Here is a 17528-nt window from a genome sequence, read left to right as displayed (position 1 = left end):
TTCACAAATCTTATATCAGTTTTTAACGTTTACACAAAACTTGAAACGGTCTCATTTACTGCATTTTTACAAGCTCTTTCCACATAATTATCATTTAATTTTCTCAAACGGTGAAGGAATTCCAAATTCTTTGAATTTCTGCTCCGCATAATCTATATCTTTTACCAGTTTATTCTTTTCACTTTGGCTTACCTTACCCTGTTTTTCCATAAAATAAAGCAACATTTGGTATGCCTTGCAAATATTCTTTGTTTCCTCCTCTGTTAATTCATCCACATCAGGGTCACATTCCTTAAGTTGGAAGCTATACAAATCTTGTAGTTTTTCTTCTACAATTTTTATTTCCTTGTCCCCACTTTCAAAATATTCTGAACAAAACTGATCTATGATACTATCAAACAAATCATTTTCAAAATCAGTAGAATTCTCCACATGCTCCAAAGAACAGGTTAACTGTAATGGATATTCATCACACCCCAATTTCTCACAATCCTCTTTATCAAAAGGTAACGTAACTAAATATTCTTCATTTTCCAAACAGGTATATTCTATTGTCCTCTGTTTTATTTCATCAATATTTTCTAAAAGTTCCTGCAACGATTTTATTACTACTCTTTTTACTTTTGGAGGACACAAATCTTGATCAACTTCTTTTAATGGCCGTTTCCAAACACTGGCAATAAGTTTCTCATACTTGGCAATAAGTTTTTTATTTTCTTCTTTTTTATTCTGATCTAATTTATCTTCTATAGTATCAAGTGTTCCATGTAATTTAAGATCAATTTTTGTTAGCATTTGTTCTTTCCATTGTTCGCTACCTTCCTGTTCATTTACCTCTATCACGTAATTTTCTCGAAGCCATCCTTCATCCATTGACACAGCAATTTTATATTTTCCTTCTTTTATTTTTTTATATCCAATATAATTTACATCTTCAAAGTATTCTATAGGATCTGTTGTAGTTATTTGTTTTAAAAGTTCAGAAATCTCATCAACAATGGACTGATCTGTATTTTTTATGTTTTTACTCAATTTTGAATGTTGCTTTTTTCGTTTTTCACTTTCAGTCACGTCTGTTATTTCTTCTAATATTAAATTTTTTTCATCACATTTAAGAAATTCTATTAACGCTTCTATAGCCTTTTCTGTTGCCACACCGTCTTTTTTAATATTGCCATATGTAGTTAAACTCAAATTTGGTATTTGTAAGAATTTAAGCATAGACTCTACATCTGAAATGCTTTTAACACCCTTTATTAACGCTTTTACAGTCATTTCTGTTATTTCATCGTCTTTTTTAAAACTTTGTAAGAATTTATGCATAGACTCTTCATCTGAAATGCTTTTAAATTCATCATACTTTTTTTCCATCAACGCTTCTATATTGATCACATTTGCCTTATACTTTTTCATCTCACCCAGCGCCTCCATTATCATCAAAATATATCCATAATTGTACCATATATTTTGATCATATAACAGCTGGGTGAAAAATTTTTATTTACTTTATTTTAATATAACCCACCCCTTCCTATGCTCCCCTCTTTTACTCCCTCTATCCTCAATCGTATACTCTTCACCCGTAGTGTAATCACTCTCCTGTATAAAGTGAACTTCGTTAGCCTCCGGGTTCCAATAAACTCCATCCATCTCTGTAGCACTGCATTCCCAACCACTATTGGACATCAAATGAACATCTTCCGGAACACCGTTCCGTTCAATAATTTCCTTCAACTTTTTATAAGTCATTGCCATACTCTCTCTTTCCTTCCTTTTTATCATTTCCATGTTGTTTTCATATTACTGACTTTACACTATCAATCTACCCTGATCCCTGTGCATTGAAAGAATATATCGGCGTCAAAGTTTGGTATTCCCTTAATTTCCTGCTTATCCTCATCCGGCAGTTCATTCCACCATCTTTGCGCATTTTCCAGCCGCCTGAATGATTTTAAAAAACCTCCCTCTGTTTTATAAGTAGGATGTTCTTTCTTTTCGGTCTCAGTCATATACTTTTTTGGTATCCATTCGTTCCCTCTTACTGGTATGGTGTCCAATATCACCTTTGCAGCACTCATTTTCCATTCTAATCCGGTCATATTGGAAGGTTTATTGAATAATGTGATTTTTGGCATCTCTGTATTAAAAGCACCGGTTGAATAAGAAGTCTGGTTCCAGTCTCCGATATTGTAGCTTCCAACATTCCAGTTTCCACTATTCCCCATTCCTTTATTTCCATTTCCCGTATTAAAACCTCCGGTATTACTCTCCCCGGTATTCCAACTCCCATTATTTTTATTTCCGGTGTTGAAATTGCCTCTATTACAATTCCCGACGTTTTCATGCCCCCGGTTCATGTCACCAACATTGCAAGTTCCTTGGTTTCTGTTTCCAACATTCAAATCCCCTGTATTGTAACGACCTGTATTATATTCCCCTATATTAATACCTTCAGAATCGCATTCATCACCATTCTCGTCATCTGGGTGATTTTTTTCAGCATTAACAATACGCTCCACCTCATCCCAGGGAATTTCACGGATTATATATATTTCATCTGCAAAGGACCTGTCTCCCTCAGTCTTTATATTTTGGCTTGCAACAACCTCCGCTACTCTGTTGTTGTTATCAAAATCATAATACTTAAAACACTCTGTGAGACTTTTATAAAAATCCATACCAAAACCGTATACTATTATTTCACCATCTCTACTATCTACATCCCGCAATGATGAATTTTCACATAACCAGCCAGGTCCAAATACTTTATAGCCAAAAACACTTTTTCCCTGCATTAGCTCCCTCTTACTGTCCAAATGATATTCAAAGCCGATAAGGCGAGTCCTGAATACCAAATCGTTCAAAAAGTTCTTCCGCATATGCCCCGTCATTAAAAACACGCTCTATTTCCTTTTGTTTTCCCACTATAGTCAGGCAGGCACACAAACGGCGATAGGCCAATAAAGTCCTATCCATATTCATTTCAGAGAAAGGATCCTTTTCTTCCGGCAGGAACCCTTCTTTTTCCAGCTCCCAGTTCCACGCAATTTCCTCAAACCATGCTCTGTATACATCCGAATAGAAATCATCCTCATCCACAGGAGCGACCATCTCATATAACGCATCTTCGATTTTTTCCCGGATACTTTCCTCCCACTCTTTACTTCGTTCTGCTTCACACACACATACATCCACTTCCAGGGGATATGCTAACTTTAATTGTTTGCACTGCTCCTGTAACATTAAGATCCTGATGTGATAATTGCCATCTTCATTTTTGTAGATCATTTTGTTTTCTTCCATTATTTCTTCCGTCCTTTCTACATATATCCCCAAAACCTACTTTGAACTCTCTTCTCCCTTCCATATATAAGGCCGAACCTTACTCAATTCCTCATCCGGATCCAAACCATAAGACTCAATGCACTTTCTCAAATAGGCTTCATCTACCTGAACGATCCCATTTTTCTGATAGTAATCCGTTTCAAATCGTTCCGGATCTGCACCGTATTTCTCATCGTATTCTTGGTACTTCGCCCAGGCATTCTGCTTGTTTAAGAGCTCAATGCACTTATCATGTACATAAATCCCCATCTGGATTGCTTTTTCAAAGGTGTCGTCTTCATCCCAGGAGATCTCATCCCAATTTGTAATCCCGATGACAAGGTCCAGATAAGGAAATGATTTTAACTTGTAAAACCATTCTGTTACAAGCTCTATCATCGTCGGCCACTTCTGAGTGATCGCATTGGCCCCGACTGTGCCATCAGCGTGGATCCAGCCGTATCCTTTGGGATAATGATTTTTCATAATGAGCCAGTTATCAAAATTAATGCAACGTACAAACTCTTTGCGATTTCCTATTGTTTCCATGTCCCAGTTAAAGAAATTGTCCGTCCGTCGGATGATATCAAATGCCTGCTCTCTGGAAACGGAACGTCCCCGCATCTGGTAATAGGGTCTTCTGGTATAATGTAAGAACCTCAGATCATCCTCACTAACCCCATCCACCTTAATATCATACTGGTTATAGAGATCTAAATCCTCCTTCGCCATGAAATAGGTATGATCCCCTAAATTTACAATTTCCGGTATTTCATCTAATTCATAATCAATATCCACACAGGAATCAAAATAAGCGTTTCCATATTCATCTGTATAATATACGTCCCCATATAAATACTCAAAAATTGTCATTTTTTTCATCCCCTTTACTGATCTCTTCTTTGCCTTATATTGTACACCACATGACTCCTTTTGTTTTTCCAGAAAATAATTCTGGAAAATACAAAAAAGACGGGATCCCGTCTCTGAAATCCCGCCTTAAAACTAACCTTCTCTATTTTATTTTTCTTCACCTTCAAAGGTCATATCCCATGACTCCCTGATATCATCCATTAACCGCAGGATCGTCAGGCAATCTTCTTTTGTATAACGGTCACTGGTATTTAAACCACAGCTGACACAGCGGCTTGTCTCTACGATCTCATATTCAAAACCATTTACCTTAAACGGCTCTTTTACAAGATAAGAGGATCCATCTTTTAACTGAACGGTAAATTCCTGCAGATGCTGGAAATCATCCATCAGGATATCGCCTTTTGTTCCTTCGATCTTTGCGTGGCGTTCTAATTTCTTTCCGATCGCCTGGATGCAATGAGCGCTGCAGCCTCCCGGATATTCCAGTTCTACTTCGCTGTAATCATCGGTACCATATTCTGTCATATGTACTTCTGACTGAAATCCTTCCGGCGCAGCTTCTGTGATCATATGAAAAAATCCAAGATTGTAGATACCAATGTCTAATAACGCTCCGCCGCCTAATTCAGACTTAAACTTGCGTTCTCTTCTGGCGCCTTCCACTGTAAATCCAAACTGGGAAGTGATCCGCTTTACCTCTCCGATCACGCCATCTCTTAACATGGCCCGCAGTTTATCATATGCCGGCAAAAACCGGATCCAGAAAGCTTCCATAATAAACAGGCCTTTTTCCTCTGCCAGCTCATACAGTTCTTCTGCCTGATCCACGCAAAGGGTAAATGGCTTTTCGCAAAGTACATGTTTTCCTGCTTCCAGGCACATACGGCAATTTTCATAATGGAAACTGTTTGGCGTTGCAATATAAACCGCATCTACTTCGCTGTCTGTCATCATCTGTGCATAACTTCCGTAAACCTTCGGGATCCCGTATTTGGAAGCAAATGCTTTTCCATGCTCTAAATTGCGGGAAGCACAGGCGATCAAAGTCTCATCTTCCTGCTCCATATGGTTTACTGTATCTGCAAATTTCTCTGCAATGGTTCCTGTTGCCAAAATTCCCCATTTCATAAGCTATACCTACCAATTCTTTTTTAATTTTGTATTCCAGCTCACGGAATACGGATTCCACTGGCATGCCTTCAGGTTTTCGTAGATTTCTTCCCTGTCACCGGAAGTATCACCGGAACCTGCTTCATAACCTTCCAGATAGCTCTGTACAAAAGAGTCCCAGGATCCAAAGGTACTCTGGATCTCCTTTGCAATTTCCAGTGCCTTATCTAAAGCCTCTTTTTCTGTGTAATAATCTGCCAGATAATAAAATCCCAGATTAGACTCTGCCCTGCTGTAATCCCAGGCAGAACCGCTTTCCTTTGCTGACTCCAAGAGTTCATTTAAGGCCTCATCTGCAGAAGCCCTGTCAGTAACACCCCAGCTCTGTTTTAACATCTTGCGGGTCTGATCTCTGGTAGTCTTGTCGATCTCCGCGCCGTTTTCCTCTTTTCCGTCCACCTTAAGGCTTCCGCCAAAAGCACGGATATTTCCGCCATTGTGCTTTGTAAGAATGGCATAGGTAGCATTGATCCACTGAACGGTCTTATTGTTCATATAAGGATTTGCTGTTTTGTTCAGATACTGCTGTCTGCTGCTGATGGCAGAAAAATCAGACTCAGAACTTTCACTGCTTCCTGCTTTTCTGGTAGCGGAAGGAACCACTGCACCTCTTTCATTGAAAACGTAGATCTTTCCATCGATCTCACGTTCACAGTTCTTTAAAAGATGGCCATTTTCATCCAGATAGAACCACTGGTTTCCTGATTTGCGGAAAGCATTTTCCACTCTGGTCCCATCGTCTTCGTAATAAGCGTAAGTATCGCCTTCTTTCTGCCATCCGGCAAAAGCAGTCACAGGACTGACTGCTGCCAGCGTACAGACAAGAAGCATCATGCTGCTTATGTGTCTTAAAAATTTTTTATCCATAACGATCTTCCTCTCGTTGTATCTCCTCAAACATAGTATAACACAGGCCTTTCCATTTTCCAACTTACACATTTCTGACGAAATTCTTTCATTCTTTCCTTTTGCAACTTATCTTTGTGCATTTTTTATCACATTTTTGTGCATTTTTTATCATTCGTTATAGAATTAAATACATTGTTTTAGACACTGGTCACAAAAAGTAATCTGTGATAGAATGGGTCCAGAAAAATGTATGAACTAAGATTTATGATGAGTATGGAGGTTTTGTAAATGGCATTACATGTTATGGATGAAGCAAACCGTTGTCTGGGATGTAAGGTTCCCCAGTGTCAGAAAGGGTGTCCTATCAGCACTCCCATCCCGGAAGTGATCAAACTTTTAAAGGCAAATAAATTAGATGAAGCAGGTAAAATGCTTTTTGAAAATAATCCGCTGACTACTGTATGCAGTCTTGTATGCAACCATGAAAACCAGTGCGAAGGCCACTGCGTTCTCGGACGTAAGGGTGCTCCGGTCCATTTTTCTACCATTGAAAGCTATATTTCCACAACTTATGCCAATAAAATGACCCAGGGACCTGCTCCTTCCAATTGTATGCGGGCTGCTATCATCGGTTCCGGTCCTGCCGGCCTTACCATTGCTGTTATCCTTGCAAGATATGGCTATGATGTTACTATTTTTGAAGGAAAAGATAAAGTTGGCGGTGTCCTTCGTTACGGTATCCCGGAATTCCGTCTGCCAAAATCTGTCCTGGATGATTTTAAATACCGCCACTTAGACTTAAAAGGCATTAAATTCCGTCCGAATACACATATCGGCGGCGCCATCGGTATTGATGACCTGTTCCGTGACGGCTATAAGGCCATTTTCGTAGGAACCGGCGTGTGGAAGCCAAACGCCCTTCATATTAAAGGGGAAACTCTGGGAAATGTTCACTTCGGCATTAATTATCTAAACAATCCGGACAGCTACCAGTTAGGAAAACGTGTCATTGTCATCGGTGCCGGAAACGCAGCTATGGACGTTGCAAGAACTGCCATACGCAAGGGTGTTCAGGAGCTGACCTGCTTCTCTATCACAAAACAGGTGGCTGCAAGCAAGCATGAGTTCAGTTATGCTCAGTTAGAGGGCGTTCAGTTTGAGTACAATATGGCTCCTGTGGAGATCAAAGATGACGGTGTTATCTTTAAAGATGTGATTGAAAATGAAGACGGCACCTTTACTGACGTTCCGGACTCCACTCATTTCTTCCCGGCTGACAGCGTGATTATTTCTATCAGCCAGGGACCGCAGAACCGGATCGTCAACACAACACAGGGTCTGGCTGCAGATAAAAGAGGCCTGTTGGTAGCCGATGAGACCGGACATACCACCCGCCCGGGTATTTTTGCTTCCGGTGATGTTGTGAACGGCGCACGTACTGTGGTTGAGGCAGTTGCTCACAGTAAAATAGTTGCCGAGTCTATGCACCAGTATATGCAGAGTCTGAAAGATGGGGAATAAGACTGTAACACAATTTTCTTGAAAATCTTATAAACCAAGAGTATAATCGGGGATGTTGCAAAATAAAATGTTTCGCTGCATCCCCCTTTTATGTGTTTTCAAAGTTTGTTCTGTTATAAAAATGGCAAACAAACTTTGTGAATGTACATATTTTTTAACTTTCATCAATTTACAAAAAGAAAAGAGAGTAATCATTATGAATCAGAAAAAAGTCACCCTCCGCGGAGAACTTGCCCTGCTGATCGTTATCCTCATCAACAGCATGGGCGTTGTTTTAATGCTGCGCTCCGGCTCCGGCATTTCCGCTATTTCCAGCGTCCCCTACGCATTTTCCCTTGTATTTCCGACTTTGACCCTTGGCACCTGGACCTATATTTTCCAGGGACTTCTTGTTTTAAGCCTGATGATCTTAAAAAAACGCTTTGTTCCCAGCTACCTATTTAGTTTCGTAGCCGGTTTTGCCTTTGGAAAAATGGTAGATATTCATGAGATCTGGATCAACACACTGCCACTTACCATTCCCCTTCGGGTGTTCTACTTTGTGGCAAGCTATCTGATCCTCTGCTTCGGTATCGCCCTTTCCAACCGCTGCAAACTCCCGGTCATCCCAACCGACCTGTTCCCAAGAGATCTCTCCGAGATTATTAAAAAGCCTTATTCCAAAGTCAAGATCACCTTTGACGTAACCTGTCTTTTTGTTACCGCCTGCATGACCTTCCTCTGCCTTGGACATATCTCCGGCCTTGGAATTGGTACAGTAGCAGCAGCCTTTACCATGGGAAAGACCATTGGTGTAATCGGGGATGCGATTGATAAAAAAGTGGAATTTGTATCCGTATTAAGTAAGTAAATACAACCATAAACATACTAAAAGCCGCCAAAACAGGCGGCTTTTTGCTATTCTATCATAGAAAAAGACTCCAACCCATCAGGTCAGAGCCTTCATTTCCTTAAATTTCGTCCGTTCCATCTTCTCTTTTAACGCCATCCGGACATCCATCAGATCTTCTTTTACCAGCCGTTTTTCTTCTACCAGGCATTCTCCGGCTACATACACATCCCGTACATTGGAGGCGAAGGCGCTGTAGACCAGGGTGGAGTAGGGGTCGTATATGGGGAACATGTTGGGGGAGTCGGTTTCTATGATTACCAGATCAGCCTCTTTTCCAGGTTCCAGGGAACCGGTCACATCTCCCAATCCCAAAGCTTTGGCTCCCTCAATTGTCGCCATTTTCACGATCTCTTTTGCAGGAAAAGCACTTCGGTCTTTTAAGGTGTTTTTGTGGAAATTTTCACACATACGCATCTGGGTAAACAGATCCAGAGTGTTTCCGCTGGCTGGTCCGTCTGTGCCCAGACCTACATTTACCCCCAGGCTGCGAAGCAGAGCCACCGGCGCTACTCCTTTGGCTGCCTTGGTGTTGGAACCGATACAGTGGGCAACATTGGTTTTCGTTTCTGCTAACAGCCTGCAGTCGGCTTCTGTCAGGCGGATACTGTGGGCAGTCAGCGTATGCGCTCCCAAAAGTTCAAAAGAATTCAGATACTCCACCGGTGTCATCTGGTATTTTTCTGCCAGATACGTCATTTCGTAATCCATTTCCGCAGTATGGAGTGTAAATACCGTATTTCCCTTAAGATCTTCTTCCAGAGCCATTTTCATATGTTCCCCGCTGCAGGTAGTGGTTCCATGAGGAGTCAGCGCCCCTTTCACTCTTGGGTGGTTTCTGTAAGCCCGGATCAGGTCCCGGCCCCGTTCCAGCGCTTCCTCTGCACAGGAGGCGTCACAGGTAGCATCTTCCATTACGGTCTCCCCCGCAATTCCACGTATTCCCATCTGATCCATGATATGTGCTACTTTTTCTTCAAAATAATACATATCAAGAACTGTGGTCACACCGGAAAGAAGCAGTTCACAGATACCGTATCTGGCAGATGCTGCTGCCAGTTCGGCATCCATTGCCTGCGACTCCATAGGAAGCAGAAATACCCGCAGGCGGTCCTTGCAGTCATCTCCCAGTCCCCTGAACGGGATCATCCCTAAGTGGCTGTGGGTATTGACCATTCCCGGCATAATGATGCCTCTGCGTGCATCCTTTTCCTGCCAGTTTTCTCCCACCCGGGCCAGAGCCGCTTTTTTTAATTCCAGTTCACTCTCCGGCCCTGTTTCCACGATTTTTGTTCCATCTATTATCACATAACCATGATCCCACACTTGCATCTGCTGGTCCATGGTCACTACAATTCCATTTTGAATGATCGTTTTCACTTTCAGATCCTCATTCCGTTTTTATCAAAATAAGTTTGGATCAGAGGCACTTTCTCCTGGCTCTTCACCTCTAACAGCCCGAAATCCGTCAGCTTCAGTCTTGGGGATACAGGAAGACATAAAGTAGACATGGACATGATCACATTGTTGTTGTCATAGCCCAGATCTTCCATGGCCTTTCGCACCTGTCCCAGCTGTTTGCCTAACACAGAAACAGGCTGATCCGATAAAATACCGCCTACAGGAAGAGGGGCCTGGGCCGCCAGCTTTCCGCCGGCATACACTACATAGCCCCCCTGAAGCTCTCTCACCCGTTTCTGGGCAAGTTCCATATCTTCCTCATTATTTCCCATTACAAGAAGATTGTGGCTGTCATGGGACCAGGTAGTAGCTGCTGCTCCCGGCTCCTTAAAAGTACCTTCCACCAGTGCTTTGGCAACATTTCCATTTTTCCCATATCTCTCATAAACCACTGCCAGGGAAAGTCCTGCTTCCTTCCAGCAGATATTTCCATTTTTAATGGATAATCTCTTTTTAACCGGTGTGGTAGCCGTACCAAAATCTGATATTTTTATCACATTTACTTCTGCAAATGCAGCTGACGAATCTTCCGCTTTGATCTGAAAATCCTCTTTTTCAGCCTCCCGGCACTGGACCGAATGATAAAAATGCTCTGGAAAATCTCCCACAGAAAGGGACCTTTGTTCCTGAATTTCCGCCTGCATATCTGCCTGCCCTTTCTCCAACGCACCCTTTTCATACACACAGCATCCCTTTTTAAATACCATAACCGGCTGCATGTCCTTAAGAGACTCCAAAAGAGCAAAATCAGCGATCTTTCCCGGTGCGATCATACCACGGTCATCTAAATGCATCCGCCTTGCAGGTGTCCAGGTAGCACAGTAAATTGCCTTTTCTACAGGCATCCCAGCCTCAATGGCTGCCTTTACGATCCCGTTTAACTGGCTCTTTACCAGTTTATCTGCCATGGTATCGTCTGTCACCAGAGCTACATTTTCATACAGCTGATTTTCACAGACCACCTTTACCACCTCAGGCCGCAAAGACTTAAGCTGCAGCTCCAGAAACATGCCAAGATCCGTTTTTTCCAATACCGACTGCGGGGTCTGCTGGGTATGGTCCGCATCTACGCCCTCATAGATAAAGCGGTTCAGATCCTCTCCCGAAAGTCCCGGGCAATGACCCTCAATGCGCATCAACGGTGCCTCTTCTTTGCAAAGCCGGATCATTTCCCTGGTCTTACTGTACCCGTCAGCACTGAGATCCTTAAAATTCATAATCTCTCCCAAACAGAGAACCCCCGGATCCGAAGCCATTTTCTTCGCATCCTCAGGATAAAGAGCAGCTCCCGGTGTCTCCAGTTCTTCATTGGTAGCCGGTACACTGGAAGGGATCGCCCAGAAAATATCCTGCTCCGTTTTCTGGCTCATAAAGCTTTTTATGCCTTCCATGCCAAACACATTGGCGATCTCATGGGCATCTGCTACAACGGTAGTCACTCCATAGGGAAGTGTGGTCCTGGAAAATTCCACAGGAGTCGTCATAGAACTTTCAATGTGCATGTGGATGTCTATAAGCCCCGGGATCATATATTTTCCCTGAGCGTCAATGGTCTTTACCCCAGGATAAACAATTGCAGGGGAAACGCAATAAAACTTTTCCCCTGCAACTGCCACATCCCGCTTTTCAAAACACTGTCTGTAGGTCATAAAGACATTTGCGTTTTTAATAATAAGATCAGCGGTCATATATTTTCTCCTACTGATTGATGGTTCTGTTCCACTGGTCGATCCAGTTGTTTAAGATCGGGTTTACGAAAGAATAATCTACGATCTTTGCGTTGTCAGCAGTCTCGCCGTAGGTCATATCCTTTGCTTCTTCCTCAGTAAAGGTAACTTTCTTGTTGGTAGGAGCCTCATTTAATGCCTTACCAGTCTTTGTCTGCAGTTCAGGGCTGATGCGATAGTTTAAGTACTCATAAGCCAGATCTTTGTTCTTGCAGTTCTTGGTAATGTTAATGGTATTGAAGTTTGCGTAAGTTTCCTCTGGAGTTACATATACCAGATCCGGGTTTGCTGCTACAATAGTAGGAACACCGAAATCACCTACAACAGCTGCTGCTACTTCACCGGAAGTAAACATATTGATCAGGTCAGAAGACTTTGTATAAGTCTTAACAAGGTTTGGCTTTAACTCAGCCAGTGCCTCAAAAGCAGCCTTTCCTTCATCCTCTGCTACAGGAGTACCTGCATGGTCACCAGCTACATAAACCATAGCCGGTCCAAAGGTAGTTGTGATCTCAGGAATAGAAACCATTCCTTCCAGACGGGAGTCCCACAGATCATCAAAGCTCTTGATCTCAAAACCGGTCAGTTCCGGATTGTAGATGATGCCAATGCTGTTGATGGTGTAAGGAATGCCCTGTCCATTTTCAGCCAGCTCTTTTGCAGCCGGGATCAGGTTTTCTGCATTTGGGATCTTGCTTAAGTCAATGGTATCAAAAAGCCCTTCATCAGCACCCTTTGCAGTCATTGCCTGGGAAAGTTCGATCACATCAATGGTAGACTCGCTGTCTGCTGCTAATTTAGTATAACGGTCGTTGGTACCGCCTGTTTCTGTTACGATCTCGCAGCCAAATTCCTGCTCAAAAGGAGTATATACTTCATCCTCGGAAATATCTTCGCTCAGTCCGTAAGTAGAAAGGACCAGTTTGCCATCTCCCTTGGAGCCTTCTGTATCATCTGCCTTGGAGTCTGCTTCTGCCTGTCCCTTGGTATCTGCCGCCTGATCAGAGCCGGATGCACCGCCGCATGCAGATAACATCATTGCTGCACAAAGTACTACTGCTAATCTCTTTTTCATAATAATTCTCCTTTTATATAAAGATTTATAAAGATTTTTACGTAAATGCTTTTTAATGCCGGATCTTACTTAATCATGTATTTATCTTCTCACCAGGATCAGCTTATCCTCCGGAAGATACAGACGGAGCATATCGCCCTCTTTAAATACATGGTCTGTACCCATATTTACCTTTAAAACACCGGCTGCTGTTTCTACTTCATACTGATAGCTCTTTCCAAGGAAGGTGCGGACACCTACTTTGCCGCTCAGTACATTTTCGGAAAACTTATCATCTGCCAGACGGATATCATCCGGGCGGATGGTTGCCGCATATTCCCCGCCGTCTAAATCCATGGCTGTCTTAAATGCAGTTCCATCTGAGAGAACATATAAATGATCTGCCTTTTTCTCTACATCCAGGAAATTCTCAAATCCAATAAAACGTGCTACAAACTCTGTTGCAGGTCTGCGATAGATATTTTCCGGTGTGTCATACTGTTCGATGACACCACCATTCATAACTGCCACTTTATCGGAAATAGAGAAACATTCTTCCTGATCATGGGTTACAAATAAAGTTGTGATACCTAACTTTTTCTGCAGGCGCTTGATTTCCACACGCATGGAAAGACGCAGCTTTGCATCCAGATTGGATAACGGCTCATCTAATAAAAGAAGCTTTGGCTCAATAACTAAGGAACGGGCTAAGGCCACTCTCTGTCTCTGGCCACCTGACATCTGTCTTGGGAAGCGGTTTGCCAGGTCGCTAAGGCCGCATACTTCCAAAATATCCTTTACCTTTTTATCGATCAGTTCCTTATCCATTTTTCTGGTGCGAAGGCCAAAAGCCACGTTATCATACACGGAAAGATGCGGGAATAATGCATAACTCTGAAATACCAGTCCGAAATTTCTCTTGTGGACCGGAACCTTTGTCATATCTTCCCCATCCAGTAAAAAACTTCCGCCCTGTGGATCAATAAAACCTGCTACTACACGAAGAGTGGTAGATTTTCCGCAGCCGCTGGGACCAAGTAAAGACACCAGCTCTCCTTTTTCCACATCCAGGTTTAAGCCCTTTAAGATCTGTTTTTTCTTATCGTAACTAACATCAATATCCTTTAAACTCATAAATGCCATTTTCATTTTCTCCTTTATCCGCCTGACCGGCGCTGTTATAACCTGTAACTTATTTTGCCAGAGCTGCAATACCCAGTGTACGGTCTACAATAACCATGATGATAACTGTTGCTGCCATTAAAAGTACGGATACAGCAGAAACTGTAGGATCATAGTTGTACTCAATGTAATTCATCAGGGTTGACGGGAAGGTGGACACGCCAGGACCTGATAAAAACATGGATACCGGGATATTATTAAAGGAATTGATAAATGCCAGCATAAACGCGGAAGAAATACCGCTTGTTACATTTGGAAGCACTACCTTAAAGAAAGCGGCGGTCTTCGGACATCCAAGACTCCAGGCTGCTTCTTCAATAGAAAAATCAAACTGCTCCATGGAAGAACCTACCACACGGATCACATATGGCAGTGTTACCATGAAATGACCTGCCAAAAGTCCTGTAAATACAGGGATCCTTAAAGTTAATATCAGGCACTGGTACATGATAAAGCCGATAACGATACCTGGCACAATAGTAGGTGACAGGAAAATGGATTTTAAAAGTCCTCTCCCTTTCATGCCGGATCTTGCCAGGGCATAGGCTGCGGGAATACCAACCAAAAGGGAGATAAAAGTTGCCAGAAATGCCACTTCCAGGCTGGTGATAAAGGACCGGCGGAAGGATTTTAAGGCGAATACATTGGCAAACCATTTTAATGAAAAAGACTCAATGGGAAATGTAATGGCGCTGCCGCCTCCAAAGGCTGTTACTGTAATGATCAGCAGAGGAATAGCAAGAAACGCAAATACCAGCACTGCCCATATGGTCAAAAGTTTATTTTTACGCATAATTCTCACCTCTCCGGTCCAGTTTAGCTGCCAGAGCATTAAAGCCCCGGATCACAGCCAGTGTTACAACGATCATGATCAGCGCGATCACAGAAGCACCGGTCCAGTCACTGACGGACATGGCACGCTGATAGATCAGGGTCGCCATTACCATGTTGGAGTTGCCTCCCAATAACTGAGGCGTTGTATAAGCAGTCAGTGTTCCGGTAAATACCAGGATGCCTCCTACGATGATACCCGGAAGACTCATAGGAAAGATCACCTTCATAAAAGCTTCCATACGGGCTGCCCCAAGACTTAAGGCTGCTTCCATCATGTCATCGTCAATATTTTCCATAACACCTGCTACTGTTACGATCATCAGAGGAAGAAACAGATACACAGAACCAATGATAATGGAAAAGTCTGTATACAGCAGTTTTAATGGCTTTGGCACCACTCCCAGTCCAACCAGCACTTTGTTGATAATGCCGTTACTTCCCAGGATATTGATCCATGCAAAGCTTCGTATTACAGAGTTGGTCATCATTGGGAAAATGGAAGCTGCAAGGAGGATCCCTCTCCATTTCTTGCTGCACCGGCTGATAAAATAAGCGGTTGGGATACCGCCCACCATGCAGACAAAGGTAGTGATCACTGCGATCTTTACAGTACGGATAAAGATTTTCCTGTAATACTCATCCTGGAAAAATCCCACATAGGCGTCAAAGGGATATGCTCCGGAAAAGATACTTGGAAACAATACCCGAAGCAGCGGGATCGCCAGAAATAAAAACAGGATCACCAGTCCCGGTGTGAGCATAAACCATGCACTGCTCTTTTTCATTGTTTTTGTTTCTCCTCTCTGATAAATATTAATTAGCATACATAATAAATATTTATTTCTTAATGAAATGTACTTATATATTTCACATACATTATAGAAAGTGGTATACTATAAGTCAAATATATATTTTCTATAATTTTTATGCAGTAAAGCTATAATATAAATTTGGAAAGGACACCTATGGAATTAAAAGAAGCCCGCTATATTCTTGCCATTGCAAAACACCAGAGCATTGGAAAAGCCGCAGAATCCCTGTATATTTCCCAGCCCTCTTTAAGCAAATATTTAAAAAACCTGGAAGAACGCCTGGGCGCTCCCTTATTTGACCGCAGGGAAAACCACTACTATCCCACTTACATGGGGGAGCGCTATCTCTACTACGCAGAGCGCATTGCCGCCTTTGGGGACCAGTGGAGCCAGGAATTTGATGACATTGCCCACCAGGAAAAGGGACGCTTAAATATTGCCGCACCCATTATGATGGGTACTACTCTCATCGAGCCATCCCTTATGGGCTTTCACAAGCGCTATCCTTATGTTACCTTAAACATTATGGAAGCCATTAATTTCGTTGCGGAAAACAGCCTGGAGGACAACTCCATTGACCTGACGATCTATAATGTACATAAATTTCCGGAAAATATGGATTATCAGATATTAAGAGAAGAAGAGATCGTACTGGTCTTAAATAAAAACCACCCCTTATGTGAAAAAGCCCAGCCAAAGGAAGGCTTTCGCCACCCATGGCTGGACTTGAAAATGCTTGAAAAAGAAAATTTTATCCTGTTATACCCGGACCAGAATACCGGTGGTATCGCACAGTCTTTATTTAAAGAATATTCTATGGAGCCAACGGTACTCCTTCACACCAGAAACAGTGCCATGTCCATCCGCCTTGCGATTCAGGGACTGGGAGCTGCTTTTGCACCGGAAAGTTATTTTCGGGAAGAATCCCGTTTTTTCCCGGAAGGATGCTGCTTCTCCATTGGCCAGAAACCGGTTCTTACCACAACCATTGTAGCATACCAGAAAAAGAAATACCTTTCCCAGCATGCAAGAGACTATGTGGAGATCTTAAAAGAATATGCTACTTCCCTATCGGTTTCAAAGGGCAACGATATATAAAAAATATTTTAAACAAAATGATCTATCTTATTTTCTTCCTGTATAGATCCATGCGGCGAATGCCACTGTAGCCGGAACACTTAATACGATACCGAAACTTCCTGAAAGTCCCTGCATCAAAGCGATACCGATGTTATTGGAATTAATGATCTGAAGATAAGGAAGATGATAGGCATAATCCATGATCAGCATGGAAATACTGCTGCCTGCAAAAGCAAGGATCAGCGTATTGGAATCTGTTCCCATCATATCACGGCCCACCCTCATTCCTGCTTTCACCAGCTGCATGCGGGTAATCTGGTGGTTCTGGTCATAAATCTCTTTCATGGCACTGGAAATAGACATAGCTACGTCCATAACTGCCCCTAAGGTACTGATCAGAAGACCGGAAAATAAGAGTCCGCCTACCTGTATATCATTGGTCTCATAAAGAGTAAGAAGACTTTCTATATCTGATACATTCCACCCTGTGATCCCTGATAATCTGGAAAATACAGTAGCTGTGATCCCGGCAATAAGGACTCCTGATATGGTCCCAAGGACTGCACAGACTGTTTTTTCAGAAGCACCGCCTATAAGGTACATGGTCACTGCGGTGGTAATGGCACATATAAATACGGCTGTCCAGAAAGGGGAATATCCCATATAGACTACGGGAAGATAAATAAAAAGAATGGCCGGGAGTATCCTAAAGTTTGTGTAAACCTCCAAACTGATGTAAGATAAAATTA

At 42.5% G+C, this 17528-nt stretch carries 17 protein-coding genes; 3 read left to right on the top strand and 14 right to left on the bottom strand.

Annotated features, from left to right (window positions below; translation table 11 throughout):
• Positions 1–90 precede the first annotated feature (90 nt).
• The 7 genes from DW251_RS16925 to DW251_RS16895 form a co-directional block, all read right to left on the bottom strand.
• On the bottom strand, positions 91–1413 hold the full coding sequence (locus DW251_RS16925; protein ID WP_118584502.1) for a hypothetical protein: 1323 nt from the start codon (positions 1411–1413) through the stop codon (positions 91–93).
• 93 nt (positions 1414–1506) lie between these two features.
• Entirely contained in the window at positions 1507–1788 is a 282-nt protein-coding gene (locus DW251_RS16920; protein ID WP_147352247.1) for a hypothetical protein, read from the bottom strand.
• Positions 1789–1817: 29 nt separating this feature from the next.
• Positions 1818–2864, bottom strand: a complete 1047-nt coding sequence (locus DW251_RS16915; protein ID WP_182433647.1) for a hypothetical protein — start codon at positions 2862–2864, stop codon at positions 1818–1820.
• Positions 2824–3303, bottom strand: coding sequence for a hypothetical protein (locus DW251_RS16910; RefSeq protein WP_118301828.1), 480 nt, complete (start codon positions 3301–3303; stop codon positions 2824–2826). Before DW251_RS16910 ends, DW251_RS16915 begins: the two co-directional genes overlap by 41 nt.
• Before the next feature lie 36 nt (positions 3304–3339).
• Entirely contained in the window at positions 3340–4197 is an 858-nt protein-coding gene (locus DW251_RS16905; protein ID WP_118301827.1) for a hypothetical protein, read from the bottom strand.
• Positions 4198–4344: 147 nt separating this feature from the next.
• Positions 4345–5328 (bottom strand): Gfo/Idh/MocA family oxidoreductase, encoded by a 984-nt coding sequence (locus tag DW251_RS16900; RefSeq protein ID WP_118301826.1) that lies wholly within the window; start codon positions 5326–5328, stop codon positions 4345–4347.
• Between the two features lie 9 nt (positions 5329–5337).
• Entirely contained in the window at positions 5338–6237 is a 900-nt protein-coding gene (locus DW251_RS16895; RefSeq protein WP_118301825.1) for a DUF1266 domain-containing protein, read from the bottom strand.
• A gap of 270 nt (positions 6238–6507) precedes the next feature.
• Between DW251_RS16895 and DW251_RS16890 the strand changes: the two genes are divergently transcribed.
• A complete protein-coding gene (locus DW251_RS16890) occupies positions 6508–7740 on the top strand; it encodes an NAD(P)-dependent oxidoreductase (protein WP_118301824.1) in 1233 nt (410 codons plus the stop codon).
• 196 nt (positions 7741–7936) lie between these two features.
• Positions 7937–8590 (top strand): DUF6198 family protein, encoded by a 654-nt coding sequence (locus tag DW251_RS16885; RefSeq protein WP_118301823.1) that lies wholly within the window; start codon positions 7937–7939, stop codon positions 8588–8590.
• A gap of 78 nt (positions 8591–8668) precedes the next feature.
• Here the strand turns inward: DW251_RS16885 and DW251_RS16880 are convergent, their stop codons facing one another.
• The 6 genes from DW251_RS16880 to DW251_RS16855 all read right to left on the bottom strand — a co-directional run bounded on the left by DW251_RS16880 (position 8669) and on the right by DW251_RS16855 (position 15672).
• Positions 8669–10009, bottom strand: coding sequence for an amidohydrolase (locus DW251_RS16880; protein ID WP_118301822.1), 1341 nt, complete (start codon positions 10007–10009; stop codon positions 8669–8671).
• A 2-nt stretch (positions 10010–10011) separates the two neighbouring features.
• On the bottom strand, positions 10012–11778 hold the full coding sequence (locus DW251_RS16875) for an adenine deaminase C-terminal domain-containing protein (RefSeq protein ID WP_118301821.1): 1767 nt from the start codon (positions 11776–11778) through the stop codon (positions 10012–10014).
• 10 nt (positions 11779–11788) lie between these two features.
• Positions 11789–12892: an ABC transporter substrate-binding protein gene (locus tag DW251_RS16870; RefSeq protein WP_118301820.1), complete on the bottom strand. Its 1104-nt coding sequence runs from the start codon at positions 12890–12892 to the stop codon at positions 11789–11791.
• An 81-nt stretch (positions 12893–12973) separates the two neighbouring features.
• The gene (locus tag DW251_RS16865; RefSeq protein WP_118301819.1) at positions 12974–14014 is read right to left on the bottom strand and encodes an ABC transporter ATP-binding protein; all 1041 of its coding nucleotides are present in this window, start codon (positions 14012–14014) and stop codon (positions 12974–12976) included.
• 49 nt (positions 14015–14063) lie between these two features.
• Complete coding sequence (locus DW251_RS16860; RefSeq protein WP_021870464.1) at positions 14064–14846, bottom strand: ABC transporter permease; 783 nt, start codon at positions 14844–14846, stop codon at positions 14064–14066.
• Positions 14839–15672, bottom strand: coding sequence for an ABC transporter permease (locus tag DW251_RS16855; RefSeq protein ID WP_021870465.1), 834 nt, complete (start codon positions 15670–15672; stop codon positions 14839–14841). Before DW251_RS16855 ends, DW251_RS16860 begins: the two co-directional genes overlap by 8 nt.
• Positions 15673–15852: 180 nt before the next feature.
• On the opposite strand from DW251_RS16855, the gene DW251_RS16850 reads away from it, so the two are divergent.
• On the top strand, positions 15853–16797 hold the full coding sequence (locus DW251_RS16850) for a LysR family transcriptional regulator (protein ID WP_118301818.1): 945 nt from the start codon (positions 15853–15855) through the stop codon (positions 16795–16797).
• A 27-nt stretch (positions 16798–16824) separates the two neighbouring features.
• Here DW251_RS16850 and DW251_RS16845 read toward each other — a convergent pair.
• Positions 16825–17528: YibE/F family protein (locus tag DW251_RS16845; protein WP_147352245.1), on the bottom strand; the 704-nt coding region annotated here is incomplete at its 5' end.

This window comes from Clostridium sp. AM22-11AC, assembly GCF_003473545.1.
Taxonomy (GTDB): domain Bacteria; phylum Bacillota; class Clostridia; order Lachnospirales; family Lachnospiraceae; genus Enterocloster.
The sequence above is the reverse complement of the archived record's forward strand: the minus strand, read 5'-3'. Positions and strand labels throughout refer to the sequence as shown.